This window comes from Arthrobacter melezitosi, from assembly GCF_054511055.1.
In genome coordinates this window covers 19,643-46,248 of the sequence record NZ_JBTNDJ010000007.1, presented here as the reverse complement: position 1 = coordinate 46,248, position 26,606 = coordinate 19,643, and the positions used below count along the sequence as shown (strand labels likewise).

Sequence of the window (26,606 nt, the reverse complement as noted above, 5' to 3'; positions counted from 1 at the left end):
CATAGGCGTTCCGCGAGGAACGACGTCTGGACTAGACCGTGCTCAGGAAGTCCTGCAGGATCCGCTGACCCGTCCTCAACCCGTACACCGGGACCCGCTCGTCCACCCCGTGCACGCCGTCCGACGTCCTGCCCTCCGGGTCCGCCCCCTGCGGGGAGAAGCCGTAACAAGCGATGCCCAACGGCGTGAACGCCTTCGCGTCGGTTCCACCGCCCATGCACCGCGGGACGACGACCGCCGCCGGGTCGTGCCGCATCAGGGCCGCCCGCATCGCCTCGAACCAGGGCGAATCGATCGGCGCCTGCACTGGCGGCTGGTGCGAGATGAAGACGCGCGACACCCGCGGGCCCAGCAGGCCGTCGAGCACCGCCAGGGTCTCCTCCTCGGTGCCCGGCAGGCACCGCACATCGAGTTCGGCGTGCGCGATGCCCGGAATGACGTTGACCTTGTAGCCGGCGTGAAGGACCGTGGGCGTTGCCGAACACCGGATGGTGGTCCGTGCGACGGCGCCGAGATCGCCCATCCGCGCCACCGCCTCTTCGACGCCCTCCTCGCTCGAGAGGTCCACCGCATGCCCCAGCGCCGCGTTCGTCTGCTCAAGGTAGGCGCGGACCGTCGGCGTCAGCACGATCGGCCAGGCGTGCCCGGTGACCCGGTGCAGCGCCTCCAGGAGGTGGATCACCGCATTGTCGGCGTTCGGCCGCGAGCCGTGGCCCGAGGTGCCCGTCGTCGTGATCCGCATGTGCATCGTGCCGCGCTCCGCGGCCGCCACCGGATACAGCCGCACCTGCTCACCCGCCGCAGAGGTGAGCAAGGTCGGCGCCCCACCGGATTCACCGATCGCGGCCTCGACCCCCTCGAACAGCTCCGGGTGTTCCGCCGCCAGCCACAGGGCGCCGTAGTCGCCCTTGTCCTCCTCATCGGCGACGAAGGCGACGACGATGTCGCGCTGCGGGCCCGTTCCCTCCTCCGCCCAGGCCAGGAGCGTGGCGAGGGTCATGGCGACCATGTCCTTCATGTCGCTGGCGCCGCGGCCCCAGATGTAGCCGTCGCGGATCTCGCCTGCGAACGGATCGACGCTCCACTGCTCCGGCTCGGCGGGAACGACGTCCAGGTGGCCGTGGACGAGCAGGCCCGGCAGGGAGCGGTCGGCGCCCGGGACGCGCACGACCACCGACGCACGCTCCGGCGTGGGCCCCAGGATCTGCGGCTCGTACCCTGCGCCGGTGAGCAGCCCGACGATGTACTCGGCGACGCCGCGCTCACCCTCGCTCTTGCCTTCACCGTAATTGCTCGTGTCGAAGCGGATGAGCGCTGCACACAACTCGGCCGTATCGATGCTGCCCATCTGTTCCTCCGGTGCTGGGGTCAAGGCGCGGAAATCCGCCTCAGCTTCCGACTGTACCGCGTGATCCAACACACCTTGGTAAGTGGTTTGCATCACAACAGCCTCATGTGTAGCTTACTTACATTGGCCCGCACAGCGTGGTGCCGGCCAATTCTCCAGACGGGTTTTCTCTCACCAGAATCGGGTCCGCGGCGCTCTGCCGCGCCACCCTGACCTGCTGGCAGGCACAAGCGAAATGAGAAACGATGGCATCCAGGTCTCCTCTCCCCACCGACGGGCCGGCGCGCCCGTTCCTCCCCGGCAAACGGCTCGCCCGAACGGCCGGAGCCGGCCTCCTCGCCGCAGCACTGGCCCTCACCCCCGGGGCGCTCGCCGTCCCCGCGGCCACGGCCGCCGAGAAGGCCGAGGAGAAAACGCTCAAGCTCGCCCTCACCGGCGACATCGACTCTCTCAACCCCTTCACCGCCATCCTTGCGGCCAGCACCAACATCCTGCTGCTGCAGTACGAAGGCCTCGTCACCTATGGCGCCGAAAACAATGAAATCGTGCCGGCCCTCGCCGAATCGTGGGAGACCTCCAAGGACGGCACTACCTGGACCTACACCATCGGCAAGGACCGCAAGTGGTCCGACGGCGAGCCGGTGACGGCCGACGACGCCGCCTGGACCTTCAACGCGATCGCCGAAAGTGACACCCTGAAGGCGGCCAACGGCACCCTGCTCGAGAACATCGACTCCGTCGAGGCCCCCGATGAGCAGACCCTGGTCATTAAGCTCAACGAGGCGCAGGCACCGAACCCCGGTGCGGACCTCGCCATCGTGCCGGAGCACATCTGGTCCAAGGTCGAGGACCCCGCAACCTTTGAAAATTCCAAGGACGCCGTGGGCAGCGGACCGTTCACCGTCGAAAGCTACGACCCGACGTCGGGCGTGCGGATGAAGGCCAACCCCAACTACTGGCGCGGCAAGGCCAAGGTCGACGCGGTCACCTACGTGCCCTACCGCAACAGCGACGCCGCCGTGCAGGCACTGCTCAACGGCGAACTCGACGTCGTGGGCGACCTCACCCCGGCCCAGTACAAGGCGCTCGAGTCCGAGGAGAACGTCACCGTCAACTCCGGTGCAGGGCGCCGCTACCAGGCGCTGAACCTCAACTCCGGCACCATCAACTCCGAGGGCAACCTGATGGGTGACGGCAACCCGGCCCTGCAGGACATCGAACTGCGCAAGGCGATCGTGCGCGCCATCGACAGCAAGACCCTGCTGGAGAAGGTCCTCGAAGGCCTCGGCCAACCGGCCACCGGCGAGATTCCCTCCGTTTACCCGCTGTACCACTGGGACACCGACGAGGAACTGCCCTACAGCTACGACCCCGAGGAAGCCAACCGCATCCTCGACGAAGCCGGCTACAAAATGGGCCCCGACGGCGTCCGCCTGGACAAGGAGGGCAAGCCCCTGAAGCTGCGCCTCGCAGGCAGCAACAGCAAGCCCGCGCACGCCCAGATGGCCGACTACGTGGTGCCGTGGCTTAAGGAGATCGGCATCGAGGCCACCACCGAGATCAAGGCCTCCGGGCAGCTGAACGACGATTCGATCCTCGGCAACTACGACATGTACTTCACCGGCTGGGGCATCGGGCCCGACCCCGACTTCCAGCTCTCGATCAACCAGTGCTCCTCCCGCCCCAACGCCGACGGCACCGGCGCCACCAACGAATCCAACTGGTGCTCGCCGGAGTTCGACGCCCTCTATCAGGAACAGCACACCGAACTCGACCAGGAACGCCGCAGCGAACTCGTCGTCGAGGCCCAGAAGCTGATCTACGACGCCGCCGTCAACAACGTCCTGTTCTACGCCGACTCCCTTGAGGCCTACCGGTCCGACAAGTTCGAGCCGTTCACCACCCAGCCCAAGAAGGGCGGGGTAATCCTGGCCCAGAACGGCCCCTGGGGCGTCTACAGCGCGACGCCGGTCGGGGAGCTCGAAGCGGCAGGGGCGACCAGCGACGCCAACCCGGCAGCGGTTATCGTCCCCGTCGTGGGCGTGCTAGTCGTTGGCGGTCTCGCCGCGTTCTTCCTCGCGAAGCGCCGACGCGCCACCGCGGACGACCGGCAGTAATCCATGTCCAACGCGCTGAGTGCCGCCGACCTCGCCCCTGGCGAACCGGCACCGGATGAACCACCCCGGGCGTCCTCGTGGCTGCGCTACGCGGCCCTGAAGGCGGGCGGCGCCGTGATCTCCCTGATCATGGTGGTGCTGCTCGGCTTCTTCGCCTTCCGCATCCTGCCCGGCGACCCCGTCCGCTCACTGGCGGAGGGGCGCCGGGTCAGCGCCGATCAGATGGACCTGCTGCGTGAGCAGCTCGGGTTCAACGACCCGCTGCTCACGCAGTTCCTGCGCTACCTCGCCGACCTCGCCCAGGGCCGGCTCGGCTACTCCTACACCTACAGCGAGCCGGTCCTGAACCTGATCCTCGACCGGCTCGGCCCGACGCTCCTGCTCACCGGCACCGCCGCGCTCATCTCGATGGTCCTCGGGCTGTGGCTGGGGCAGCGGGCGGCCTGGCGCCGCGGCAGCCTGTTCGACAAGACCTCGACCGGGCTGGCCCTGGTCTTCTGGTCGGTGCCCACCTTCTGGCTCGGACTGATCCTGCTGCTGGTCTTCGGCGGGGGCCTCCACTGGTTCCCCACCGGCGGGCTGGTGACGGCCGGAACCTCGGCGACCGGGCTGCCGCTGCTCTGGGACATCGCCCGGCACATGATCCTGCCCGTTGTCACCATGGTCGCGGTCGTCTACGCCCAGTACCTGATGGTCATGCGCGCCTCCCTGCTGGAGGAGATGACCTCGGACTACCTCCAGACCGCCCGCGCCAAGGGCCTGCGGGAGGACGCCGTGCGCCGCCGCCACGCGGTGCCCAACGCGCTGCTGCCCACGGTGACGCTCATCTTCCTCACCCTGGGCGGACTCGTCGGGGGAGCGGTTACCGTCGAAACGGTGTTCTCCTGGCCGGGCCTCGGCCTGCTGACCTTCCAGGCCCTCTCCGCGCCGGACTTCCCGCTGCTGCAGGGCACCTTCGTCGTCTTCTCCTCGATTGTGATCGTCATGAACTTCCTCGCCGACCTGCTCTACCGCTTCCTCGACCCCCGGCTGCGTGCCGCATGAGCACGACGACCGGATCCGCGGGAACCCGCCGCGTCAACGTCGCGGCGGCACGGCGCCGCCAGGCCCTGGCCGACGGCTGGAAGGAGTTCGCCCGCAACCGGGCCGGCCTGATCGGACTCATCATCCTGCTGGCCGTCATCGCGCTGGCCGCCGTCATCCCGCTGTTCGCTCCGGCCAGCGTCCTCGACGTCACCCAGGTCACCGCAGGGCGCAACGAACCGCCAAGCCCCGCCAACCCGCTGGGCACCGACCCCGCCGGGCGGTCGGTGCTCGCCCTGCTGATCTGGGGCGCCCGGATCTCCCTCGTGGTGGGCTTCGCCGCCACCCTCGTCTCCATGGTCATCGGCACCGTCATGGGCATGGCCGCGGGCCACTTCACCGGCGCCACCCAGGCCGTCCTGATGCGCCTGATCGACTTCTTCCTCGTGGTGCCCGGGCTGGTGCTGGCCATCGTGCTCTCGAGCATCATCGGGCCCGGCATCGCCACCATCGTCGTCGCCATCGGCGTCACCTCCTGGGCCGGCACCGCACGCCTGGTCCGTTCGCAGACCCTCACCGTGGAGGCCCGCCCCTACATCGAACGGGCCTGGGCGCTGGGGGCCTCGGACGCGCACGTGATCACCCGGCACGTGCTGCCCGCCGTCATGCCGCTCGTGCTGGCCAACACCACGCTCACCGTCGGCTCCGCCATCATCGCCGAGTCGACGCTGGCCTTCCTCGGCCTCGGCGACCCCAGCAGCGTCTCCTGGGGCGGCATGCTCAAGTCCGCCCTCGACACCGGCGCCGCGACGGGCGGCTACTGGTGGTACGTACTGCCGCCGGGCCTCGCCATCGTCCTCGTGGTGCTGTCCTTCACCCTCGTCGGACGCGCCCTCGAATCCGTCATCAACCCCACACTGCGAGGACGCTAAATGGCCCGCCTGCAACTGAAGGACCTGCGCATCACCTACACGACGCAGACCGAGGGCGGACGCGGCACCGTCACCGCCGTCGACGGCGTCAACCTCACCGTCGAGCCCGGGGCCACCGTCGGCATCGCCGGGGAGTCGGGCTGTGGCAAGTCGACCCTCGCCGTGTCCGTGCTGCGGCTCCTGCCGGCCAACGCCACGATCGAGGGCTCGATCCTGCTCGGCGAAGACGACATCTCCACGCTCAGCTGGGGCAGGCTCCGGTCGGTGCGCTGGACCGAGGCCGCCATCGTCTTCCAGGGCGCCATGCACTCCCTGAACCCGGTGCGGAAGGTCCGCGACCAGATCGCCGAGGCCCTGCAGATCCACGCCACCGGCGACGGCGCGAAGTACAAGGACGCGGCGGCGCGGATCGCCCGGGTCAACGAACTCCTGGGGCAGGTCGGGCTGCCGGTGTCCAAGGGACTGTCCTACCCGCACGAACTCTCGGGCGGGCAGAAGCAGCGCATCATGATGGCCATGGCCCTGGCGTGCGAGCCGGAGGTGCTCATCGCGGATGAGCCGACGACGGCGCTCGACGTCGTGGTGCAGGCGCAGGTCCTCGACCTGCTCACCTCGCTGGTCCGGGAGCGCGGCCTCTCACTGATCATGATCAGCCACGACCTCTCCGTGCTCGCCGCCACCTGCGAACGCATCGTGGTGATGCAGGCCGGCCGGATCGTCGAGGAGGGCCCCTCGGCGGAGGTGATGCGGAACCCGCAGCACCCACATACGGCCGCGCTGGCGTCGGCATTCCCCACCATTGGCGACCCGGCCTCGCGGCTGCGCCTGCCCACCTACACCGCGCCGAACGCCCCGACGGCGCACGACGCCGACCGGTACAACGACGGCGCCTTACCCCGCACTGGCGCCGGCCGCCGTGCCGCCGCGCCGACGACGGATTCCCCAGCGCCGATGGCGGGTTCCCCGGTGCCGGTACCCTCAGTGCCGGCGGCCGGACCGGCGACAGCACCAACAGCACCCGCGGCCGTCCCGACTCCGGTGCTCGAGGCCCGGAACCTCTCGGTGCGGTTCGGCCGCAGCGCCACCAACGCCGTCGACTCGGTGAACCTGACCTGCAACGCCGGGGAGATCGTCGCCCTGGTGGGCCAGTCCGGCTCCGGCAAAACCACCCTGGCCCGGACGCTGCTCGGGCTGCAGAAGCCCAGCGCCGGTGAGGTCCTCTTCCGCGGCGAGCCGCTGGTGCACCGGCGCAAGGCACTCAAGGCCTACCGCCGGGCCGTGCAGTTCGTGCTGCAGGACCCAACCGCCGCCCTGAACCCGAAGCACTCGGTGTACGAGGCGGTGGCCGAGGGCCCGCGCCTCCACCACCTGGAGGGCGACGAACGCGAGCTCGTCACCGCGGCCCTGGCCCGGGCCGAGCTGAACCCGCCGTCGAAGTACTTCACCGCGATCCCGCAGGAACTCTCCGGCGGCCAGCGCCAGCGCGTCGTCATCGCCGGGGCCCTCGCCCTGGACCCCGAGTTCCTCGTGGCCGACGAACCCGTCGCCAGCCTCGACGCGTCGGTGCGCGCCGGCGTCCTGGCCCTGTTCCTCCGGCTCAAGTGCGAGCTCGGCCTGGGCGCCCTGGTAATCACCCACGACCTCGGGTTGGCCTGGAACATCGCCGACCGCGTCGTGGTGATGTACGAGGGGCGGATCGTCGAGGAGGGACGCGTCGAGGACGTGCTGCTGAACCCGCAGCACGACTACACCCGGAAGCTGCTGAGCGTCGTCCCCACCAGCGCGGGCACCCGCGATCTGCCGGCACCGGCCCGGGCCGCCTCGTGAGCACCGCCGGGGGAGCGGGCCCACTGGCGGCCCGGGCATTGCGGCCCGAACTGGGGCCGCTGAAGGCGGGGGACCGCGTGGGCCTCGTCTCGCCGTCGGGCCCGGCCGCTCCCGGGAAGGTGGACCGGGCGGTCCGGCTGCTGAAGGAGTGGGGGCTCGAACCCGTGCTCGGCCGGCACGCCCGCGACGTACACCCGCGCGCGCCCTACCTCGCCGGGACCGACGCCGACCGGGCCGCCGACCTCCAGGACCTGGTGTGCGACGACAGCATCGCCGCGGTGGTCTGCCTGCGCGGCGGCTACGGCGCGGTCCGGATCCTCGACCTGCTCGACGCCGGAAAGCTCCGCGCCGCCCGCCCCAAACCCCTCATCGGCTCCTCCGACATCACCGCCCTGCACGAGTACTGGGCCGAAAACCTCGGCCTGGCCACCTGGTTCACCCCGATGCCCGCCAGCGACGCCCTGCTCGAGGACGCCGCCGCCCGCGAGGGGGTGCGCCGGGCCCTGTTCACCGCGTACCCGGGCCGGACCCTCGCCGGCCCCGCGGCCGAAACGCTGGTGCCGGGGACCGCCACCGGGACCCTCACCGGCGGCAACCTGAGCCTGCTGGCCATGACACTGGGCGCCCGCGGCCGGTCCGAACCCTCCTACGAGGGACGGATCGGGCTGCTCGAGGACGTCACCGAGGACATCTACAAGCTCGACGGACTCCTCACCTCCCTGCTGCGCGCCGGCTGGTTCGACGGACTCGCCGGCATCGCACTCGGCTCGTGGAGCCAGTGCGGCGAGCTGCACGAGGTGAGATCGCTCGTCGAGGAGCTGCTGGTGCCCCTTGGCATTCCGCTCGTCTGGGAACTCGGCTTCGGGCACGGCCCGGCGGCCCTCAGCGTTCCCCTCGGCGTGCCCGCCACCCTGACCGCCGACGAAAGCCCCCGCCTTGTCCTCTCCTGAAACCCTTCCCTACGCCCTGCCCGCCGGCGCCGAAGGCTCCCTCCGGGAGGAGCTCCTGCGGATCCTCACCGAGGAGGTCGCTGCCGACGCCGCGCCGTCGGCCGTCGCCGCGGTCGACGTCGGCGGGCGCACCACCGGCCCGGTCGCGGTCGGCAACGCCGTGGCATTCGGTGACGCCGGCGCCGCCCTCCCGCCCGGTGACTGCGTGCCGGCCCGGGCGGAGACGCTTTACGACCTCGCCTCGGTCTCGAAGATCGTCAGCACCGTGGCCCTGCTCGCGCTTGTGGCCGACGGCGTACTCGACCTCGACGAACCGGCCGGCCGCCACCTGCCCTCCTTCCGGCACGGCCCGCGCGCCGAGGTGACCCTGCGCCACCTCCTCACCCACACCTCCGGGCTGCCCGGCACGTGGGAGGGATGGCGCACGCTGCCCGCCGCGACGGACCGCGCCGACCGGCTCGGGGACCTGCTCGCGGTGCCCCTCGAGGCCGAACCCGGGACAGGATTCACCTACTCCTGCGTCGGCTTCAACACGGCGATGGCCCTTGCCGAGCGCGCCTCCGGGAGGGGATGGGCGGACCTCGTGGAGGCGAAGGTGCTGGCCCCGCTGCGCAGCCTCGACCCGCGCACCGCCCCGCTGACCTACACACCCCGGCGCGAGGACTGCGCCGCCACCGAGTACCAGCCGGGAACCGGCCGGGGCATGGTGCGCGGAGAGGTGCACGATGAGAGCGCCTGGTTCCTGGGCGGCGCCGTCGCCAACGCGGGACTCTTCGGCACGGCCGAAGCGGTGCTGGGCCTCGGGAACGTGCTGCGTGACCGGCCCGAAGCACTGCTTCCGCCGGCGCTCGCCGACGGCCTGTGGAACGACCAGCTGCCGCGCATGCTCGGCCCGCAGCGCGCCGCGCATCCCGATCCGGGCTGGCACGCGCTGGGCCTGCGGATCGGGCAGCCCGACTGGATGGGCACGCACGCCGCGGCGGCCCGCGGCCACAACGGTTTCACCGGGACCTCGCTGGTGATGGACCGGACCCGTTCGGTGACGGTGGTGCTGCTGGCCAACCGCGTCCATCCCGACCGGCTCACCAACGCCATGGGACCGTTCCGGGTCCGCGTCGCCGACGCGGCCTACGCCACGACTGAAGGGAAGGCGACGGCATGAGCATCGTTTCGGATTACAGCGACGGCGTACCCTTCATCTCCTACTGCCTCACCACCCTCGACGGGGAGGTGACCGCCGAGAACGGCGCCGATGACCCCGTGTATGCCGCGAGCACGATCAAGCTCGCCGTGCTCATCGCCGCGATGCGGGCCGTGGACGCCGGCAGGCTCCGGCTGAGCCAGCAGCTGATTTCCCGTCGAACCTTCACCTCGTCGGCGCCGGGCGGCGGCACCTTCGACTTCGAGCCCGGTGAGATCGATGATGGCATGCCGCCCGCCGGACGGCAGGTCTCGCTGCGGGAGGTGCTGCGGCGGATGATCGTGGTCTCCTCCAACGAGGCCACCAATATGCTCGTTGAACTTGTCGGACTCGACGCGGTCCGGGAAGCGCTGGCGGTGTGCGGGGCGGGATCCTCGAAGATGGAACGGCTCTTCGGAGACCTGGAGGCGCTGGAGGCCGGGCTGACCCAGCAAACGACGGCCCGGGACCTCACCGTCATCATGAGCGCCATCGTCACCGGCCGGGCCGCCGGCCGGTCGAGCACGCGGTTCATGGTCGAACTGCTGCGGGCCCAGGAATACAGCCTCATCGGGCCGGCGCTGCCCGCGGAGGCCCGGTGGGGTTCGAAGTCGGGCTGGGTCACCGGAATCCGCCACGACGTCGCCTTCGTGCAGCCATGCGCCGGCACCGACCCGACGGGTGGATTCATCCTCGCGGTGTGCACCCGCGCGTATGGCGAGGCGGAGGCAACGGCGGCGATCGGCGCCCTGTCCCGTCTCGCCTGGGGCCTGTCCCGGACGCGATCGGGAGGACTTCAGTTCGTGCTTGAAGGCCCACTTGAGGAGTGGGCGGCCCGCTAGGGCGGCTCCGGGGGCGCCGCGGCCGCCGGGGCGGCGGAACGCGGTCGTCGCCGGGACGCGGCCGCCCACTGGCGAATGGGGGGCGGCCGAACCCGTGCTGGCCGGCGCAGCGGGCGGTACACCGCGGATTCCGCGTCGGCCGGGGGCCCTCACGGGGCTCTCGCGGGGCGCGGCCCGTCGGCCGAACTGCGGGCTGCCTACGCGGCTACGGTGGCGCGCAGCGGCGCGAGTGCCCTGGCCCAGGCTTCGAGCTGGGTGAACATGCTCTCGAGGGCCTGCACCTGGTGGTCGCCCGGCTTCAGGGTCGAGAAGTTCTCGAAGTCGGTGAACAGAGACAGGGCTGCCTGGTCCCGGACCGTCGCCATCTGCAGTTCGGCGGCGACGAGGCGGAGGTGCTCAACCGCGCGCACGCCTCCGACGGAGCCGTAGCTGACGAAGCCGGCAGCCTTGTTGTTCCACTCCGCCGACAGGAAGTCGATGGCGTTCTTCAGGACACCCGAGGTCGAGTGGTTGTACTCGGGGGTGACGAAGACGAAACCGTCGAAGCCGGCGATCTTCGCCGCCCACTCCTTGGTGTGGTCCTGCGAGTACTGACCCATCAGCGGCGGCATCGGCTCATCGAAGTGCGGCAGCGGGTAGTCCCGGAGGTCGACGATCTCGTAGGTGGCACCGTCGCGGGTTGCAGCGTGCTCGAGCACCCAGTTGGCGACGGCTTCGCCGTTGCGCCCGGGGCGCGTGCTTCCGAGGATGATTGCGATCTTAGTCATATTGTTCCCTTTCAGGACCGGTTGTACTTGTGCTTGTCCAGCAAGCTCTACAACCCGCCCTAAATTGGGGATATTTCCCCTTCCGGATACGCACTTGAAGGTGCTCAAATGGGCACTTTGAAGTGCCCTGATACGGATGTGAAAGTGCGCAATGAATTTCCGGACAGCGGAAGACCGCTCCGGCCGCCGAGGCGGCGGTCGTGGCCTTGGCCACACTCCCGGTTGACGCTCAGGCTCCTCCGGCATAATCGATGGGTGCGTTGCCACGGTGGTGCCGGCCGTCTCCCGCTGCGGGACCGGCCAACGGCCCGGCCGGGGCGAATCGCCGCCCCCGGAAGTCCGCGGGGCGGCACCCAGCGCACGGAGGCCAATAGGAGAGATCCGGAGAGTCGGCGAAGTATGGAATCGACTGCTGTCCAGCAGGAACGTGTGATCTGCGACAGGGATGAAGGCACCATTGTCTTCGTGCGGGAGATCGTCAGCCGGTTGGGGGACAAATGGTCGATGCCCGCCCTCGACCAGCTTGCCGGCGGGCCCCTGAGGTTCACGGCGCTGCAGGCCGCCCTGCCCCCTATTTCCCACCGGGTGCTCACCGCCACGCTCCGGACCCTCGAGAAGGACGGAATGGTCACCCGCACCTCCTATCCGGAGATGCCTCCCCGGGTGGAGTACGCCCTGACCCCGCTCGGTGCAGGTTTCCTTCGGCAGGCGATGCCGCTTGTCGGGTGGGCGCAGGAGCACCGGGCGGAAATCGAGGCGCATCGGTCGGTCAGCGGGCCGGCTGGAGCCTCCGGAGGCTCGTAATTCCGGTGCCCGGCACCTCGGGCAGCGCGATGGTGCTGCCGCTGTAGCGGGCGCCGCCGTCGACCGGTGACTCCTTGAGCCACAGGCCGCCGTCGAGGTCCTGCGGAACGTCCGCCCCGGAGTCCGCGGCGAGGGCGGAGGCGAGGGCGGCGGCGGCGCTGATGCCGACGTTGCTTTCCATCATGCAGCCGACAAGAACTCCGATGCCGGCGGACCTCGCCGTCGAGGCGAGCTCCAGCGCGGGGGAGAGCCCTCCGGTCTTCGCGAGCTTGATGTTGATCATCGTGGCCGCGCCGGCATCGATCAGCCGTGCAAGGTCCGCTGCGGTCAAGATCGATTCGTCGGCCATGATCGGGGTCCGCACGGCGCGGGTGACGCGGGCGAGTCCGTCCCAGTCGCCGGCGGGGACCGGCTGCTCGACCAGCTCCAGGTCGATCCCCTCGTCCTCGAGGGTCGTGATGAACCGGATGGCCTGGTCGGCGGTGAAGGCCTGGTTGGCGTCGATCCGGACCCTCGCCCCGTCACCGACCGCGTTCCGCACGGCCCGAAGCCTCGCCACCGGGTCGCCCTGGGCGTCCAGCTTGACCTTGATGCAGCCGAAGCCGGCGTCCCGGTGGGCGGCGGCGGCCCGGGCAAGGGCCTCGGGCCCGTCGACCGAAAGCGTCATGTCGGTGCTGATCCGGCCGCTCCGGCCGCCAAGGTACCGGTACAGGGGCAGCCCGGCCCGGCGGGCGGCGAGGTCGTGCAGTGCGCAGTCAACCGCCATCCGTGCGGCACTTCGCTCCCCGGATCCGGCAATCCGCGCAAGCGCCGCGGGAAGGCCGCCGGCTCCGTCCTCCGCGGCCACCAGCGCCTGCAGGGGGCCGTGGACCGCGCCGAGGACGCCCGCGGTGGTTGCGCCGGTCACCCGGCTGATCGGCGCCTCGCCCCAGCCGGAGCGTCCCTCGCCGTCACGCACCTCGACCAGCACCGATTCGAGGACCGTCGTACGGCGGACCGCGGTGATGAAGGGCCGGATCAGCGGGACGGTGACGGCGTGCGCCGTGAGCACGAGCGATGGCCGCGGTCCGGAATGGGCGCTCGCAGCGGACCGGCCGCCTCGAATTTCATCCCCCACTGCACCAACTCCCTTGTAGGTCACTTACGATACCTTTTACATGGTTGTAACTGACTGACTATTCCTTCCGACCGGTTCCCGAAAGCGGCAGATGAGCATCCAATCGGCAATTCAGGCGCAGCTGCCCACACTTCCTCCCTCCGCGCGGCGGGTGGCGGAGGAAATCCTCGCCGATCCGGAGACCGTGCTGCGCCACACCATCTCGGAACTGGCGCAGATCTGCAGCACCTCCGAGCCGTCCGTCGTCCGTTTCTGCCGCGCCGTCGGATACGCGGGCTACGCCCAGCTGCGGCTCTCGATGGCCACCGAGATCGGGCGCGAGACGGCGCAGTTCGGCGACACCAAGCGGTTCGGCGCCGACATCAGCCCCGACGACTCCCTTGCGGACACCGTCGCCAAGATCGCCTTCGCCGAGACCCTGGGCATCGAGGAGACCCTCTCCCACCTCGACATCGACCAGCTGCGCAGCGTCATCGGGAGCATCGGCTCGGCGCGCCAGATCCTCGTCTACGGAGTCGGCGCGGGCGCCGTCGTCGCCGATGACCTTCAGCACAAGCTCTTCCGCATCCGCCGGATGGTGCATTCGTTCGACGACCCGCACGACGCCCTGATGGGCGCTTCCCTGATGGGAGCCGACGACGTCGCCGTTGCCTTTTCCCACAGCGGCAGGACCGCCGAGACGCTCGAGTTCGTCGAGCGGGCCCGCGAGGCTGGTGCGACGACGATCGGCATCACCAACGGTGCAGGGTCACCGCTCGCCGAGGCCGCCGACCTGTGCCTGCTCACGATGGTCCGCGAGACGGCATTCCGCTCCGGCGCCATGGCGTCGCGGATCGCCCAGCTCGCCCTCGTGGACTGCATCTTCGTCGGGGTGGCGCAGAGCAGCTACGACGCGACAGTGGACGCGCTGGAGACGACGCGGGCGGCGATCACGAACCGGAAGCAGCGCTGAGCGCCTAGGAGGTCTCCGGTGGCAGCGCCTCGTGGTGCTTCCGGCCCTGCGTGCGGCGGTCCTCCTTCATTTCGGCCTCGAAGAGGTGGCGCTTCCCGCCGGCGAGCTTGTCGCGGGCCAGTTTCTCGAGCGCCTTGAACTCCGCGTAGTAGGAGTCGTCGTAGTCCTCGACGATCTGGAAGGTCCAGCGGCCCTCGATCACGTTGCGGCCCACGAGGTCCGTCTCCACGGTGTCCGCCAGGTCCGCGTGACCGGCGGTGCGCAGCAGCTCGACCGCCTCGCCCAGGGCCAGGTCCGCCTTGCCGGTCAGGCGGTGGAAGCCGTAAAGATAACCCCGGGCCTGCTCAACCACTTCGAGTGCCTCGGAGAGCTTCCCGAGGGCCTCGACAGTGGCGTCGTCGACGCCGCCCGGGCGTCGGTGGTTCGCGTCGGGTCCGGTGTCAGCAGAGTTCGTCATGGTGCTTACCCTAGACGGAACGCCCGCGGGGAACCGAGCTGTTTTTCGGCGGGATCCTGAGCCGCGGGGCCGGAGGGTTCAGCCTGCGCCCAGGATGCCCCGCAGCGTGTCGGCATTGCGCACGGCATTGCCGCCGCCGTCGTTGTTGAAGTACACGTACACGTCCTTCCCGGCGCCCTGCCATTCGCGGATCCGGTCGGCCCACCAGTGCAGGTCTTCATCCGAATAGGATCCCCCGTAGAGATGGTGGGTGTCCGGGCCGTGCATGCGCAGGTACACGAACGGCGCGGTGGCCCGCAGCACGCACGGCAGGTTGGCTCCGCTCATCACGCAGTACGCCGCGCCGTGTCGTTCGAGCAGCGCATAGACGTCCTCCGTCTCCCAGCTCGGATGCCGGAACTCAACAGCAACCCGGATCCAGTCCGGCAGCAGGGTCAGGAAATAGTCGAGCCGGGCGTCATCGCGCGCCATGGCCGGCGGCAGCTGCACCAGGAGGACGGCCCGCTTGTCACCCAGTTCGTGCCAGCACCGGACGATGCGCTCCACCCACACCTCCGGCGAGTACAGCTTCTTGGCGTGGGTCAGCCCCCGCGGCGCCTTGACCGAGAAGAGGAATCCCGGCGGGAGGCGCTCCCGCCAGCCTGCGAAGGTCGATTCCCGCGGCCACCGGTAGAAACTGGCGTTGAGCTCGACGGTGCCGAACCGCTCGTAGTAATACTGCAGCCGCCGGGCGGTCGGCGTCCCGGCGGGATAGAGGACGTCGTTCCAGTGGTCGTAGCTCCACCCGGAGGTGCCGATGGAAACGCTCAATGCCGAACTCCGCCCGTGGTGGAAAACATCGCTCCGATCCTAGTGGAGGTGGTGTCCCCGGTGCGCCGCTCCGCCGGTTGGGGCCACTGGCCCGTGGAACGTTCGGTTTCCACCTCCGCCCGCCGGTGGATTCGCGGTAGGGTGCCTCCAGCGGGCACACCGCCGGGGTGACGGCGGGGTGACGGGACGGGCCCGCGCCGAGAGGTGGAGCATGCGCCGGGGTACGAACCTCCCGAGAATGGGAGATTTCAACCAAAGTGTGATCCTCGATGCGATCCGCCGCTCGGAGGAGGGGTTGAGCCGGGTCGAGCTGGTCAAGGCCACCGGCCTGTCCGCGCAGGCCGTCTCGAACATCACCCGGAGATTGCTCGACGAGGGACTGATCCTCGAAGGCGGGAAGAGTGGCACCGGACCCGGCAAGCCACGCACGATCCTCCGCATCAACCCCGAGGGACGGTATGCGGTCGGAGTCCACCTCGATCCCGCCGTCATGACTGTGGTGCTCATGGACCTGCTGGGCCGTGTCCTCGCCCGAAGGGTGAAGCAGACGCCGTTCGGGGCCGACCCTGCCGGGATCATCGCGGCCATCGCCCAGCTGATCGATGAGATGGTCAGGGAGTCGGGCGTCGACTCCGGGCGGATCGAGGGGATCGGCGTCGCACCACCGGGACCGGTCGACCTGCCCGCCGGAACCGTTGTGGATCCGCCGCTGCTGCTGGGATGGCACCGCGTCCCACTGCGTGAGGCGCTGGCCTCGAAAACCGGGCTGCCTGTCCTGGTCGAGAAGGACGTCATCGCCGCTGCCGTGGCGGAGGTCTGGGCCGGGCGGTGGCAGGCGACGCAGAGCTTTGTCTTTGTCTACATCGGCACAGGTATCGGCAGCGGCATGGTGATCAACGGTGAGGTACTCCGGGGGTCATCGGGGAATGCGGGGGAAATCGGCCATATCGTGACGGATCCGGGCGGACCGCACTGTGCATGCGGGATGCGCGGGTGCGTGGCGGTGACCTGCATCCCGGAGACCCTTGTGCGCGAGGCCGAGCAGCTCGGCATCCTCGAGGACCGGCGCCAGCGCAGCGCCGGAACCGAAGTGACCGACAGCTTCCTGCAGCTGTGCCGTGCCGCGGACCGGGGCCATCAGGGTGCCATCGACATCCTCAACCGTGCGGCGGCCAGGACCGCGCGGGCGGTCTCGGTCCTCGCCAACATGCTCGACGTCGAAAGCGTCATCTTCGGCGGGCCGTTCTGGGGCCCGTTGGAACGGCGCTACCTTGAGATGATCCCCGCATCCCTGGCCGAATTCAGGGCGGCGCGGAGCATCCACCCGGTCACGGTGATCGCCACGACCATCGGGGAGGACGTGGCGGCGATCGGCGCCGCATGCCTGGTCCTGGAGAACACCCTTGGGCCCCGCTCGGACCGCCTGCTCCTGGGTGAATGACCGCTTGAACCGGTGCTTAAAACATCCATTGTTGAGTAAATCGATTCGATGTACTATTACCGAGCAGCGTGCCGTGGGGGGCATGCTGCCCAAAGGCTCAAAGGAGAACCATGCGGGGGAGCACCAGGACGTTTGCCGCGGCTGCGGCGATTGGCTCATTGACGCTGACGGGGTGCTCCGCAGGAGGCGGCGACGACGGAACCGCAAGCCTGCGCATCGTGTACCAGAAGATGGGGGACGCATCCCCCCTGCACGCGCTGATGCAGGAAACCAAGGAACAGTTCGAGGCCGCCCATGAGGGCGTCACAGTCAAGCTCGAACCGGTGGAGGGCACCGACGAGGACTACGCGACGCGCCTGGCGCTGTCGCAGCGCTCACCCGACACCGCCCCCGACGTGTTCTATGAGGACACCTTCAAGCTCCGGTCGGACGTCGAAGCCGGATATCTCCTGAAACTCGACGACCACCTCAGCGAGTGGGAGGAGTGGGACAGCTTCAACGATGCGGCCAAGGAAGCGGGAGTCGCCGACGACGGAGGCACCTACGCCGTGCCGCTGGGAACCGACACCAGGGTGATCTGGTACAACAAGAACGTCCTGCAGAACGCCGGCGTCGAGGTCCCCTGGGAGCCCAAGACCTGGGACGACCTCCTCGAGATGGCGCGCGCCGTCAAGAAGGCCCAGCCCGATGCCGTGCCCTTCAGCCTGTACGCGGGCACCGGCACCGGAGAAGGCACCGTGATGCAGAGCTTCTACGAACTCCTCTACGGCACGGAAAGCGGAGGCCTGTACGACCAGGAGCAGAAGAAATGGATTGCCGGATCCCAGGGCTTCATCGATTCCCTTGAATTCCTGCAGACCCTCTACGAGGAGGAACTCGCCGTCACTCCCGCCGAGGCGCTTGACGCGAACGTATGGCAGAAGGTGGTGGGGGACCTGCTGCCGGAAGACGCGATGGGCGCCACAGTCGAGGGCTCGTACGCGCCCTCGTTCTGGCAGAAGGGCGGCGACTTCGAGTGGCCCGAGTACGGCGACGTCATGGGGGCCGTGCCGTTCCCCACGCAGGAGGGGCAGGAACCCGGCGCGGTAAGCATGTCGGGCGGGTGGACCCTCGCCATCGGCGCGGGAACGGAAGAGCCCGACCTCGCCTTCGAATTCCTCAGCATGGCCCTGAGCAAGGACAACCTGCTGCAGTACACCGTGGACAACTCCCAGATCGCGGTGCGGACCGACATCGCCGAGGATCCCGCCTACCTCGAGGCCAATCCGTTCATCGAGGAGGTCTCCGAGGTTGTCGACGTGACCCACTACCGGCCCGCGACGTCGGACTACCCCGAGATCTCAACCGCGGTCCAGGAGGCGACCGAGGCGGTCATCACCGGAAACAGCACGCCGGAGGAGGCCGCGGCCGCCTACGACGAAGCGCTGCGCGGCATCGTTGGGGACGACAACGTCGTCGAGGAGTAGGCCATCTCCGCGACGAGGACCCGGGCGGCAGCAGGGCCCGGGAACCGGGAGGGCCGCGAGGGGGAGGGCGGCACCGACGGCCGGGGAGCGCGGCCGCCGCGCCGCCACCGCAGGGGCTGGCTCCGGGTGCTGCCGCTGGCCCCGGCCACCGCGCTCATCGGGGTGTTCCTGGCCGGGCCGATCCTCTGGTCCTTCTACGGCTCCTTCACCAACGCGGCCCTCACGGGTCCCAACGCAAGCAATCCCCGGTGGATAGGACTCGAGAACTACCTCACGCTGTTCCGCGATCCGCTTTTTCCCCGCTCGGTTCTCCTGACCGTGGTCTTTGTCCTGGTTTCCGCCGTCATCGGTCAGAACTTCCTCGGACTTGCCCTCGCCCTGCTGATGCGGCAGGCGAACCGGGTGGTGGGGGCAGTGGTGGGCACCTGCGTCGTGGCTGCGTGGGTCCTGCCGGAAATTGTTGCGGCGTTCGTCGCCTACGCCTTCTTTTTCCGCGACGGCACCCTGAACCAGCTGACCGGATTCCTCGGCCTGCCCGGAGTGGACTGGCTGTACGAGACGCCGATGGCCGCGATCATCCTGGCCAACATCTGGCGCGGAACCGCGTTCTCCATGATGGTGTACCAGGCGGCCCTGAACGATGTGCCACGGGAAATCACCGAGGCAGCGGAAATCGACGGCGCGGGCGGCGCCAAGCGCCTCCTGTTCGTCACCCTTCCCATGATCCGCCGCAGCATTGCCACGAACCTCATGCTCATCACGCTCCAGACCCTCGCCGTCTTCACGCTGATCTACGTGATGACCGCCGGCGGCCCCACCAACCGGAGCACCACGCTCCCGATTCTGGCGTACGAGGAAGCCTTCAGCTACAGCAACATCGGCTACGGCACGGCCATCGCGGTGGTGATGCTCATCATCGGAGGGGCGTTCTCCCTCGCCTACATCCGGCTGCTGCGGGAAAGGAATGAGGCATGAGTACCGCCACCCGCGCGCCGTCCTCCCGGCCTGCCGGGCACACCAGGCCGTCGACCACCGCATCGCGGTTCTCCAACGGAGTCCTGATCCTCCTGGCCCTGTGCTTCCTCGTTCCACTCATGTGGCTCATCCTTGCCTCACTCGATGCCGGGGCGACGTACCAGACGAGGCTGCCGGCATCCTACTCACTGGCGAACTTCGCCGCCGTCCTCACGCCGGACCAGACCCTTCTCCCGCTGCTCAACAGCGTGATCCTCTCCGCCGGATCCGCCGCCCTGACGGTCTCCGCGGCGGTGCTCGCCGCGTACCCGCTCTCGCGGTTCAACACCAGGTTCAATCGGCCGTTCCTCTACACGGTGCTGTTCGGCACCTGCCTGCCCATCACGGCGATCATGGTTCCGGTGTACAGCCTTTTCGTCCAGCTCAATCTGCTCGACTCACTGGCCGCCACGACGTTCTTCATGGCCGCCACCTTCCTGCCCATGGCCATCTGGATGACGAAGAACTTCATGGACTCGGTGCCCATCTCCCTTGAGGAGGCGGCATGGATGGACGGGGCGTCGCCGATGAAGGCGCTCTGGCACGTCGTGGTCCCCCTGATGCGGCCGGGCCTGGGCGTCGTTTTCATCTTCGTCTTCATCCAGGCCTGGGGAAACTTCTTCGTTCCCTTCATCCTCCTGTTCTCGCTCGAAAACCAGCCCGCCGCAGTGAGCATCTTCCGCTTCTTCGGCCAGTACGGATCGGTCGCCTACGGAGAGCTCGCAGCCTTCTCCATCCTGTACTCAATGCCCGTGATCCTCCTCTACATAGTGGTCTCGCGCGGTTTCGGCGGCTCGTTCACCGTGTCCGGAGCCCTGAAAGGATAGGATCAGCCATGCATGACAACCGGCTGCTGGTTGAAGCGCGCATCGACCGTTTTCTGCGGGAACGCCTCGTTCCCGCGGCCTGGCATTCCGCCGTGCACCTCGACATCGCCGCCTGGCAGTGCCCCGGCGAACCCGTTCCCTTTGCCGAAGCGGTGACCCAAACCTTCACCTGCTTTTCCGCCAGCACCAGCTGGGGAGCACCGTGGGGCACCACCTGGTTCCGGATCACGGGCACGGTCCCCGAGGAATGGGCCTCCTACGGCGGCATGGAGGCACGGCCCGAAGTGCTCATCGACCTGGGGTTCACCAGCCTGATGCCCGGCTTCCAGGCCGAAGCCCTTGCGTACTCCGCGGGAGGCCGCGTTCTCAAGGCGGTCGAGCCCCTCAACGCGTGGATTCCGGTTGAGGCGCTCCTTCCGGAGGGCACCGTTGGCAGGACGTTCGAGTTCTACCTCGAAGCGGCGTCCAATCCCAATGTCATCGAAGGGTTCAACTATGCGCCCACCCCGCTCGGCTCACTGTCCACCGCCGGTGCCGGCCCGCTGTACACCTTCCGGAGGGCGGACCTGGCACTCCTCGACGTCCCGGTCTGGGAACTGATCCAGGATTTTTCGACCCTCCACGGATTGATGCACGAACTCCCCGTCGAGCTGCCGCGCCGCCACGAGATCCTCCGCGCACTGGAAGCCGCCGTCAATGCGGTCGACCCTGACGACGTCGGCGGATCGGCCCCGGCCGGCCGCGCCGCCGTCGCCGGCGTCCTCGCCTCGCCGGCCTACGCGAGCGCGCACCGCCTGCACGCCGTCGGCCACGCGCATATTGACAGCGCCTGGCTGTGGCCGACCCGTGAAACCGTCCGGAAGGTCGCGCGGACCTTCTCCAACGTCCTCGACCTGATGGACCGGGACCCGGACTTCGTCTTCACCGCTTCCTCCGCCCAGCAGTACGCGTGGCTGAAGGAGTTTTACCCCGACCTTTTCCAGCGCGTCGCCGAGAAGGTCCGCTCGGGCCAGTTCGTCCCGGCGGGCGGTATGTGGGTGGAGAGCGACACCAACATGCCGGGCGGTGAAGCCCTCGCCCGGCAGTTCGTCGCGGGCAAGCGGTTCTTCCTCGAGAACTTCGGCATCGAACCCCTGGAGGTCTGGCTCCCCGACTCGTTCGGTTATTCGGCGGCCCTGCCCCAGATCGTAAAGGCCTCGGGGTCCCGGTGGTTCCTGACGCAGAAGATCTCCTGGAACGAGACGAACCTGTTTCCGCACCACACCTTCCGCTGGGAAGGCATCGACGGGACATCGGTCTTCACCCATTTCCCGCCGGTGGACACCTACAACGCCCAGCTGTCCGGGCGCGAACTCGCGCACGCGCAGCGTACCTACCGGGAAAAGGGTGCGGCGAACACGTCCCTCGTTCCATTCGGCTGGGGGAACGGCGGGGGAGGACCAACCCGGGAGATGCTTGCGGCCGCCCACCGCACCGCCTCCCTTGAAGGTTCGCCGACGGTGACCCTCTCCAGCCCCTCACGGTTCTTCGAGACGGCCGAGGCCGAATACCCCGACTCCCCGGTGTGGTCCGGTGAGCTCTACCTGGAACTGCACCGCGGCACCTTCACCTCCCAGGCGAAGACCAAGAAAGGGAACCGCCGAAGCGAGCACCTGCTGCGCGAGGCCGAACTGTGGTGCGCCACCGCCGCCCTGCGGGCGGATGCTCCCTACCCCTACACCGAACTGGAGGAGGCGTGGCACACGGTCCTGCTGCAGCAGTTCCACGACATCCTGCCCGGTTCCTCCATCGCCTGGGTCCATGAGGAGGCGGAGCGGCGCTATGCCGAGGTGGAGGCGGTGCTCGAGGAGCTGATCGGGACGGCGCTGCGGGCCCTGCTCCCGCCCGGGACCTCGGCCCTGTCCCTCAATGCCGGGCCGTACGAAGTGGACGGAGTCCCCGCCCTCGGGGGCGGCACGCCTGTCCAGGGTGGAGCGCGGCTCACCGAACAGGATGGGAAGTGGGTCCTCGAAAGCGGCCACCTGCGGCTGACTGTGGACAGCGCCGGCCACTTCGTCTCGCTCCTCTCGCTCCCCTCGGGCCGGGAAGTGCTGCCTGCCGGAATGCATGGCAACGTGTTCCAGCTGTTCCGGGACACCCCGAACCAATGGGACGCCTGGGATATCGATGAGCACTACCGCTTCACCAGGACGGAGTTGCGTGCCACGGATCCGATCCAGGCGGTGGGAACCTCCCTCCACATCGAACGCTCCTTCGGGAAGTCCCGCATCGTCGAAGACATCCGCCTGAGCGCTGACGGAACGGCCGTCGACATTTCGCTGTGGGTCGACTGGCATGAACAGCAGAAACTCCTCAAACTCGCGTTTCCACTCGATGTGCTGGCCGACTCCGCGGCGTCGGAGATCCAGTTCGGGCACGTCTCCCGGCCGACGCACTCCAACACCTCCTGGGACTCCGCACGGTTCGAGACGGTGGCACACCGGTGGGTCCATGTCGGGGAGCCGGGCTTCGGCGTCGTCATCGCCAACGACTCGACGTACGGCCATGACATCTCGCGCGTGCAGGGCCCCGACGGCGGATCGTTCACCCTTGCCAGGATGTCCCTGCTGCGGGGACCGCTCTTCCCCGACCCCGACGCGGACCAGGGAACGCACTCGTTCGATTTCAGCCTCCGCCCCGACTCCGGGATTCCCGAGGCCGTTGCGGCGGGCTACCGGCTGAACCTGCCGCTGCGGGAGCTGGAGGGGGTTGACCGGACGGACCTGGCCCCCCTGCTCACGGTGGATAATCCGGCCATCGTCGTCGAAGCCGTGAAGTTGGCCGAAGACCGTTCGGGGGATGTGATCGTCCGTCTTTACGAGGCGCACGGCACCCGGGCGAGGGCGGTGCTCACGCCGGACTTCGACTACTCCGCCGTGCTCGTCACCGACCTGCTCGAGCGCCGGACAGGAGTGCCTGAGGCGGCGTCCGAAGGGGTCGCCCTGCTGCTGCGCCCGTTCCAGCTGATGACCCTCCGCTTTGCCCCGGGCCCCCGGACAACCCCGGCCTGAACGGGGCCGAAAGCCCCCATATTTTACGCCTGGGACGGCCGGTCTCCAAGGAAGATCGTGGCGGGAACGGTGCTGTCCCTCGGTTTTTGGCCTCGCTAGCGTTGAAGGGTCAGGGGACGGACCGAAGTCAGGAGGCGGTCATGCGATCGAAGACAATGAGGAGCTTCCCGGCCGTCGTGGCCCTCAGCGCGCTGGCCCTCGTGGGCTGCGATAATCCGGCCGAGGAACCGGTGACGCCCCCCACGGGCAATATCACCCCGGTGCCCACGGATTCGGCGTCCCCTGAGGAGTCGACGATTCCCACCGGGACCCTGCCGACCTCCGACGGGGAGATGACGGACTCGCCGTCGCCGGAGGAATCGACGATCCCCACCGGGACCCTGCCGACCGAAGACTAGCCCGGCACCGCCGCTTGGGCCCGGCCGGCGCCGGGCTCAAGCGCGGAGCAGCCATGCCGCGTTGTCGGGTTCGAGCCAGCCCTCGGCGGCCTGCGGCACAGCGCTGGCAAGCACCGTGCCGGCGGGAAGCCGGACCGGCGCCGCGCCCATGGCGACGGCCACGAGGAAACGCGGGCCGCGCTCGCAGATCAACAGGCCGCCGTCCTCCACGCGCCAGACGGCGCCGTCGCCGGCGTCGAGCACCCCCTCCGCGAGGAGCCGGCGGCGCAGGGCAAGGGCCCGGACGGTGAGCTGCTGCGTCGACGCCGGGTCGCCCCGCTGTGCCTCGATGGCCCACCGGCCCCACCCCGGGGGCACCGGCAGCCAGGGATCGGCCGCAGGATCGGCGAGTGAGAACCCGTGGGTCAGGGCCGCGTCCCCGGTCCACGGCATCGGCACGCGTGCGCCGTCGCGGGACACCCCGCCGCGGGCCTCCATCGGGTCCCGCCGTGCCGCCGCCGGGACCGCGACCTCGGGCAGCCCGAGTTCCTGCCCCTGGTAGAGGTAGGCGCCGCCGGGAAGACCGAGCAGGGCCAGCAGGGCCGCGCGCGCCCTGGCGGTGCCGCGCTGCCCGCCGCCGAAGCGGGTGGCCGCGCGCACGACGTCGTGGTTCTCGAGCGCCCAGGTGGGCGATGCGCCGTGGGCCTTCCGCGCCGCCTCCAGCTCCGTCCCGACGGCGGCCCAGGCGGCCGGATCCCACCCGAGGCGGACGAAGGCGAAGGCGAACGCCTGGTGCAGCTCGTCGTGCCGGGTGTACCGGGCGGCACGTGCCGGCTCGAGGTTCACCTCGCCCACCAGCACGCGGTGCGGCGAGTAGGAGTCCGCGAGCCTGCGCCACCGTCGGTAGACGGCGTGTACCTCCTCCTGATCGGAGACCTGCCGGTTCGACCGGAGCCCGTCCACCACGGGGGCGCCGGTGGGGGAATCGGGGAGTGCCTCCGCCTTGAACAGGGCGTGGGCCACGTCGATGCGCAGCCCGTCGACGCCCTTGTCCAGCCAGAACCGCAGCACGTCCTCGAAGAAGTCGCCCACGGCCGGGTTGCGCCAGTTCCAGTCGGGCTGGGCCGGGGAGAACAGGTGAAGATACCACGAGGTGTCGGTGGCGGACTCCGGGTGTGCCCGCGTCCACGCGGGTCCCCCGAACACGCTCTGCCAGTTGTTCGGGGGAGCCCCATCGGCTCGTCCCTCGGTGAAGTGGAACAGCTCCCGCTCGGCCGAACCGGGCCCAGCGGCCAGAGCCCGCCGAAAGAGGGGATGCTCGATCGAGCAGTGGTTGGGAACGACGTCGACGAGCACCCGCAGCCCCAGGGCGTGGGCTCTGCGGAGCACCTCGTCGAAGTCGGCCAGAGTGCCGAACAGCGGATCCACCCCGCAGTAGTCGCTCACGTCGTAGCCCTGGTCCACCTGCGGGGAGGGCTGGAACGGGGTGAGCCAGAGCCCATCGACCCCCAGTGACGCGAGGTAGGGAAGCCTCGCCAGCAGGCCCGGGAGGTCCCCGACGCCGTCGCCGTCGCCGTCCGCGAAGGAGCGCGGATATCCCTGGTAGATCACCGCGGTCTTCCACCAGGGAACACCGTCCGGTGGCGTTCGGGGATCAGGCACCAGGCTCCACCTCCAGGGAGGAGACGAAGTCCTCCCCGTGCACGCACCGGCCGTCGACGAAGGTGGCGAGGACCCCGATCCGCCCGATTCCGTCGGCCGGGACGGCCGCCGGATGGTCCGAGAGCAGGACAAGGTCGGCCAGCTTTCCCGGCTCGAGGGTCCCACGGATGTCCTCGTCGCCGGCGATCCAGGCCGCGTCGACCGTGTAGGCGCGCAGGGCCGTCTGCGCATCGACCCGTTCGCCGGGGCTCATCACCCTGCCGCCGGCGGTGCTGCGCTGGACCATTGACTGCATCCCCAGCAGCGGGGCGCCGGCGGCGACGGGGCGGTCGGAGCTGCCGGGCACCCGGACTCCGGCCTCAAGGAAGGAGCGGTGCCGGTACACGAGGGCCTCCCGCTCCCCGCCGACCGTCCCGAGCATCACCTGTCCCATTTCGTGGAGGAAACGGAGCTGGGGGACCGGGGTGACGCCGAGGGCCCGGAAGCGTGCGGGCTGGTCCTCCCGGACGATGCCGGCGTGCTCGATCCGGTGGCGCACGTCCGGGCGAGGCCGGGCGGCCTGCGCGGCCTCGAACGCGTCGAGGGCGACGTCGACGGCGCGGTCACCGATGGCGTGGGCGGCGACCGTCCAGCCGGAGCAGTGGGCGTCGACGATGCGGCCGGTGAGCTCTTCGAGGGAGAGCTGGAGGCTGCCCGTGTTGTGCCCGTGCCCGCAGAACGGCTCGGTCACGGCGGCGGTGCGCCCGATGAGGGAGCCGTCGATGAAGATTTTCATCGGCCCCAGCCGCAGCGTGTCGTCCCCGAACCCGGTGCGCACCCCGAGATCGAGCCCGAAGCGCATTCCGTCACGGCGGTGGGACCGGAGCGGGTGCAGGGCGTCGCTGCTGGCCATCAGCTGCACCCGGGTCTTCAGGCCGCCGCGTTCGCGGGCGAGGGTGTAGGCCGCGAGCTCCACGGGGCTGCGCCCGATCCAGCCGGCGCCGATCCCGGCCTCGGTGACGTGCGTTAGCCCTTCGGCGGCGTAGCGCGCACTGGCGGCGGTGATCGCACCGGCGAGGTCCTCCACCGGGTAGGGAACCACGAGCTCGGTGACAAGTTTCTGCGCCTGTTCCTGCAGCACCCCGGTGGGTCCCTCGGCGTCGCGGACGACTTCTCCGCCGACCGGGGCCCCGGCCGATCCGTTCATCACCCCGGCGCGCACCAGCACCTCGGTGTTCACCGTGCAGGCGTGGCCTGAGCGGTGCTTGAGCCAGACCGGGTGACCCGGCGCCGCGGCGTCGAGTCCCCTCCGGTGCGGGTGGCCGCCCAGGACCGTGTTGTCGTACCCGGAACCGATTACCCACGCGCCGGCGGGGAGCCCGGAAGCGAAGGCCGCCGCGGCGTCGTACACCTGGTCCACGGTGGTGCAGGAGCTGAGGTCGAGCTCGGAGAGGGACTGCCCGAACCAGGCCATGTGGTTGTGGGCGTCCCCGAACCCCGGCAGGACCACCGCGCCGCGGCAGTCCAGGGTGCGGCGAGCGGGCAGGCCCTCGACCTGCCCGTCGAGCCCCACGATCCGCCCGTGCAGGATTCCGAGGGTGCCGGCGGTGGGGGAGGCCTCGGACATTGTGAAGATGGCCGCGTTGACGAGCAGCAGGTCGAGG

The 26,606-nt window shown here is 69.5% G+C and carries 22 protein-coding genes; 15 read left to right on the top strand and 7 right to left on the bottom strand.

The genetic code is table 11. From position 1 onward, the window contains the following. Nucleotides 1–31: 31 nt before the first annotated feature. Complete coding sequence (locus tag ACX80W_RS09690; RefSeq protein WP_459282707.1) at nucleotides 32–1,348, bottom strand: M20/M25/M40 family metallo-hydrolase; 1,317 nt, start codon at nucleotides 1,346–1,348, stop codon at nucleotides 32–34. 245 nt (nucleotides 1,349–1,593) lie between these two features. Between ACX80W_RS09690 and ACX80W_RS09685 the strand changes: the two genes are divergently transcribed. From ACX80W_RS09685 to ACX80W_RS09655, 7 genes are read left to right on the top strand one after another with little or no spacing between them, the layout of a single operon-like run. Then, on the top strand, nucleotides 1,594–3,465 hold the full coding sequence (locus ACX80W_RS09685; protein ID WP_459282705.1) for an ABC transporter substrate-binding protein: 1,872 nt from the start codon (nucleotides 1,594–1,596) through the stop codon (nucleotides 3,463–3,465). Nucleotides 3,466–3,468: 3 nt separating this feature from the next. Beyond that, nucleotides 3,469–4,509, top strand: coding sequence for an ABC transporter permease (locus ACX80W_RS09680; protein ID WP_459282703.1), 1,041 nt, complete (start codon nucleotides 3,469–3,471; stop codon nucleotides 4,507–4,509). Beyond that, on the top strand, nucleotides 4,506–5,420 hold the full coding sequence (locus tag ACX80W_RS09675; protein ID WP_459282701.1) for an ABC transporter permease: 915 nt from the start codon (nucleotides 4,506–4,508) through the stop codon (nucleotides 5,418–5,420). Before ACX80W_RS09680 ends, ACX80W_RS09675 begins: the two co-directional genes overlap by 4 nt. Continuing rightward, nucleotides 5,421–7,247: a dipeptide ABC transporter ATP-binding protein gene (locus tag ACX80W_RS09670; protein ID WP_459282699.1), complete on the top strand. Its 1,827-nt coding sequence runs from the start codon at nucleotides 5,421–5,423 to the stop codon at nucleotides 7,245–7,247. It begins immediately after the preceding gene. Next, on the top strand, nucleotides 7,244–8,197 hold the full coding sequence (locus ACX80W_RS09665) for a S66 peptidase family protein (RefSeq protein WP_459282697.1): 954 nt from the start codon (nucleotides 7,244–7,246) through the stop codon (nucleotides 8,195–8,197). Before ACX80W_RS09670 ends, ACX80W_RS09665 begins: the two co-directional genes overlap by 4 nt. Then, entirely contained in the window at nucleotides 8,184–9,359 is a 1,176-nt protein-coding gene (locus ACX80W_RS09660; RefSeq protein WP_459282695.1) for a serine hydrolase domain-containing protein, read from the top strand. The genes ACX80W_RS09665 and ACX80W_RS09660 overlap by 14 nt, the downstream gene beginning before the upstream one ends. Then, nucleotides 9,356–10,219 carry a serine hydrolase gene (locus tag ACX80W_RS09655; RefSeq protein WP_459282693.1) on the top strand — a complete coding sequence of 288 codons (864 nt, stop codon included), beginning with the start codon at nucleotides 9,356–9,358 and terminating at the stop codon, nucleotides 10,217–10,219. Before ACX80W_RS09660 ends, ACX80W_RS09655 begins: the two co-directional genes overlap by 4 nt. Before the next feature lie 197 nt (nucleotides 10,220–10,416). Here ACX80W_RS09655 and ACX80W_RS09650 read toward each other — a convergent pair whose 3' ends face one another. Beyond that, nucleotides 10,417–10,986 carry an NADPH-dependent FMN reductase gene (locus tag ACX80W_RS09650; RefSeq protein ID WP_459282691.1) on the bottom strand — a complete coding sequence of 190 codons (570 nt, stop codon included), beginning with the start codon at nucleotides 10,984–10,986 and terminating at the stop codon, nucleotides 10,417–10,419. Nucleotides 10,987–11,385: 399 nt separating this feature from the next. Between ACX80W_RS09650 and ACX80W_RS09645 the strand changes: the two genes are divergently transcribed. Next, a complete protein-coding gene (locus ACX80W_RS09645; RefSeq protein WP_459282689.1) occupies nucleotides 11,386–11,790 on the top strand; it encodes a winged helix-turn-helix transcriptional regulator in 405 nt (134 codons plus the stop codon). Here ACX80W_RS09645 and ACX80W_RS09640 read toward each other — a convergent pair. Continuing rightward, entirely contained in the window at nucleotides 11,756–12,931 is a 1,176-nt protein-coding gene (locus ACX80W_RS09640) for a dipeptide epimerase (protein WP_459282687.1), read from the bottom strand. The genes ACX80W_RS09645 and ACX80W_RS09640 overlap by 35 nt on opposite strands. A gap of 67 nt (nucleotides 12,932–12,998) precedes the next feature. Here ACX80W_RS09640 and ACX80W_RS09635 point away from each other — a divergent pair, with 67 nt between their 5' ends. Next, nucleotides 12,999–13,859, top strand: coding sequence for a MurR/RpiR family transcriptional regulator (locus tag ACX80W_RS09635; RefSeq protein ID WP_459282685.1), 861 nt, complete (start codon nucleotides 12,999–13,001; stop codon nucleotides 13,857–13,859). 4 nt (nucleotides 13,860–13,863) lie between these two features. On the opposite strand, the gene ACX80W_RS09630 is transcribed toward ACX80W_RS09635, so the two are convergent. Next, a complete protein-coding gene (locus ACX80W_RS09630) occupies nucleotides 13,864–14,316 on the bottom strand; it encodes a hypothetical protein (RefSeq protein WP_459282683.1) in 453 nt (150 codons plus the stop codon). A 78-nt stretch (nucleotides 14,317–14,394) separates the two neighbouring features. Beyond that, nucleotides 14,395–15,126, bottom strand: a complete 732-nt coding sequence (locus ACX80W_RS09625) for a DUF72 domain-containing protein (RefSeq protein ID WP_459282681.1) — start codon at nucleotides 15,124–15,126, stop codon at nucleotides 14,395–14,397. A 238-nt stretch (nucleotides 15,127–15,364) separates the two neighbouring features. Here ACX80W_RS09625 and ACX80W_RS09620 point away from each other — a divergent pair, with 238 nt between their 5' ends. The 6 genes from ACX80W_RS09620 (at nucleotide 15,365) to ACX80W_RS09595 (ending at nucleotide 23,322) form a co-directional block, all read left to right on the top strand. Next, entirely contained in the window at nucleotides 15,365–16,567 is a 1,203-nt protein-coding gene (locus tag ACX80W_RS09620) for an ROK family transcriptional regulator (RefSeq protein ID WP_459282679.1), read from the top strand. Nucleotides 16,568–16,677: 110 nt separating this feature from the next. Then, the gene (locus ACX80W_RS09615; protein ID WP_459282677.1) at nucleotides 16,678–18,033 is read left to right on the top strand and encodes an extracellular solute-binding protein; all 1,356 of its coding nucleotides are present in this window, start codon (nucleotides 16,678–16,680) and stop codon (nucleotides 18,031–18,033) included. A 126-nt stretch (nucleotides 18,034–18,159) separates the two neighbouring features. Next, complete coding sequence (locus ACX80W_RS09610; RefSeq protein WP_459282675.1) at nucleotides 18,160–19,008, top strand: carbohydrate ABC transporter permease; 849 nt, start codon at nucleotides 18,160–18,162, stop codon at nucleotides 19,006–19,008. Further along, complete coding sequence (locus ACX80W_RS09605) at nucleotides 19,005–19,874, top strand: carbohydrate ABC transporter permease (protein WP_459282673.1); 870 nt, start codon at nucleotides 19,005–19,007, stop codon at nucleotides 19,872–19,874. The genes ACX80W_RS09610 and ACX80W_RS09605 overlap by 4 nt, the downstream gene beginning before the upstream one ends. A gap of 8 nt (nucleotides 19,875–19,882) precedes the next feature. Continuing rightward, complete coding sequence (locus tag ACX80W_RS09600; protein ID WP_459282671.1) at nucleotides 19,883–22,924, top strand: alpha-mannosidase; 3,042 nt, start codon at nucleotides 19,883–19,885, stop codon at nucleotides 22,922–22,924. A gap of 140 nt (nucleotides 22,925–23,064) precedes the next feature. Then, nucleotides 23,065–23,322, top strand: coding sequence for a hypothetical protein (locus ACX80W_RS09595; RefSeq protein WP_459282670.1), 258 nt, complete (start codon nucleotides 23,065–23,067; stop codon nucleotides 23,320–23,322). 36 nt (nucleotides 23,323–23,358) lie between these two features. Here the strand turns inward: ACX80W_RS09595 and ACX80W_RS09590 are convergent, their stop codons facing one another. Together ACX80W_RS09590 and ACX80W_RS09585 are read right to left on the bottom strand one after the other, a co-directional pair. Beyond that, nucleotides 23,359–24,963: an alpha-amylase family glycosyl hydrolase gene (locus ACX80W_RS09590; RefSeq protein WP_459282668.1), complete on the bottom strand. Its 1,605-nt coding sequence runs from the start codon at nucleotides 24,961–24,963 to the stop codon at nucleotides 23,359–23,361. After that, nucleotides 24,956–26,569, bottom strand: a complete 1,614-nt coding sequence (locus ACX80W_RS09585; RefSeq protein ID WP_459282666.1) for an amidohydrolase — start codon at nucleotides 26,567–26,569, stop codon at nucleotides 24,956–24,958. Before ACX80W_RS09585 ends, ACX80W_RS09590 begins: the two co-directional genes overlap by 8 nt. Between the last annotated feature and the right edge of the window lie 37 nt (nucleotides 26,570–26,606).

Excerpts from the sequence above, each read along its gene's own strand:
- ACX80W_RS09585 (WP_459282666.1), bottom strand. The coding sequence starts at position 26,569 with ATGTCCGAGGCCTCCCCCACCGCCGGCACCCTCGGAATCCTGCACGGG.
- ACX80W_RS09630 (WP_459282683.1), bottom strand. The coding sequence starts at position 14,316 with ATGACGAACTCTGCTGACACCGGACCCGACGCGAACCACCGACGCCCG.
- ACX80W_RS09675 (WP_459282701.1), top strand. The coding sequence starts at position 4,506 with ATGAGCACGACGACCGGATCCGCGGGAACCCGCCGCGTCAACGTCGCG.
- ACX80W_RS09635 (WP_459282685.1), top strand. The coding sequence starts at position 12,999 with ATGAGCATCCAATCGGCAATTCAGGCGCAGCTGCCCACACTTCCTCCC.
- ACX80W_RS09680 (WP_459282703.1), top strand. The coding sequence starts at position 3,469 with ATGTCCAACGCGCTGAGTGCCGCCGACCTCGCCCCTGGCGAACCGGCA.
- ACX80W_RS09650 (WP_459282691.1), bottom strand. The coding sequence starts at position 10,986 with ATGACTAAGATCGCAATCATCCTCGGAAGCACGCGCCCCGGGCGCAAC.
- ACX80W_RS09645 (WP_459282689.1), top strand. The coding sequence starts at position 11,386 with ATGGAATCGACTGCTGTCCAGCAGGAACGTGTGATCTGCGACAGGGAT.
- ACX80W_RS09670 (WP_459282699.1), top strand. The coding sequence starts at position 5,421 with ATGGCCCGCCTGCAACTGAAGGACCTGCGCATCACCTACACGACGCAG.
- ACX80W_RS09615 (WP_459282677.1), top strand. The coding sequence starts at position 16,678 with ATGCGGGGGAGCACCAGGACGTTTGCCGCGGCTGCGGCGATTGGCTCA.
- ACX80W_RS09600 (WP_459282671.1), top strand. The coding sequence starts at position 19,883 with ATGCATGACAACCGGCTGCTGGTTGAAGCGCGCATCGACCGTTTTCTG.
- ACX80W_RS09605 (WP_459282673.1), top strand. The coding sequence starts at position 19,005 with ATGAGTACCGCCACCCGCGCGCCGTCCTCCCGGCCTGCCGGGCACACC.
- ACX80W_RS09595 (WP_459282670.1), top strand. The coding sequence starts at position 23,065 with ATGCGATCGAAGACAATGAGGAGCTTCCCGGCCGTCGTGGCCCTCAGC.
- ACX80W_RS09620 (WP_459282679.1), top strand. The coding sequence starts at position 15,365 with ATGGGAGATTTCAACCAAAGTGTGATCCTCGATGCGATCCGCCGCTCG.
- ACX80W_RS09655 (WP_459282693.1), top strand. The coding sequence starts at position 9,356 with ATGAGCATCGTTTCGGATTACAGCGACGGCGTACCCTTCATCTCCTAC.
- ACX80W_RS09690 (WP_459282707.1), bottom strand. The coding sequence starts at position 1,348 with ATGGGCAGCATCGATACGGCCGAGTTGTGTGCAGCGCTCATCCGCTTC.
- ACX80W_RS09685 (WP_459282705.1), top strand. The coding sequence starts at position 1,594 with ATGGCATCCAGGTCTCCTCTCCCCACCGACGGGCCGGCGCGCCCGTTC.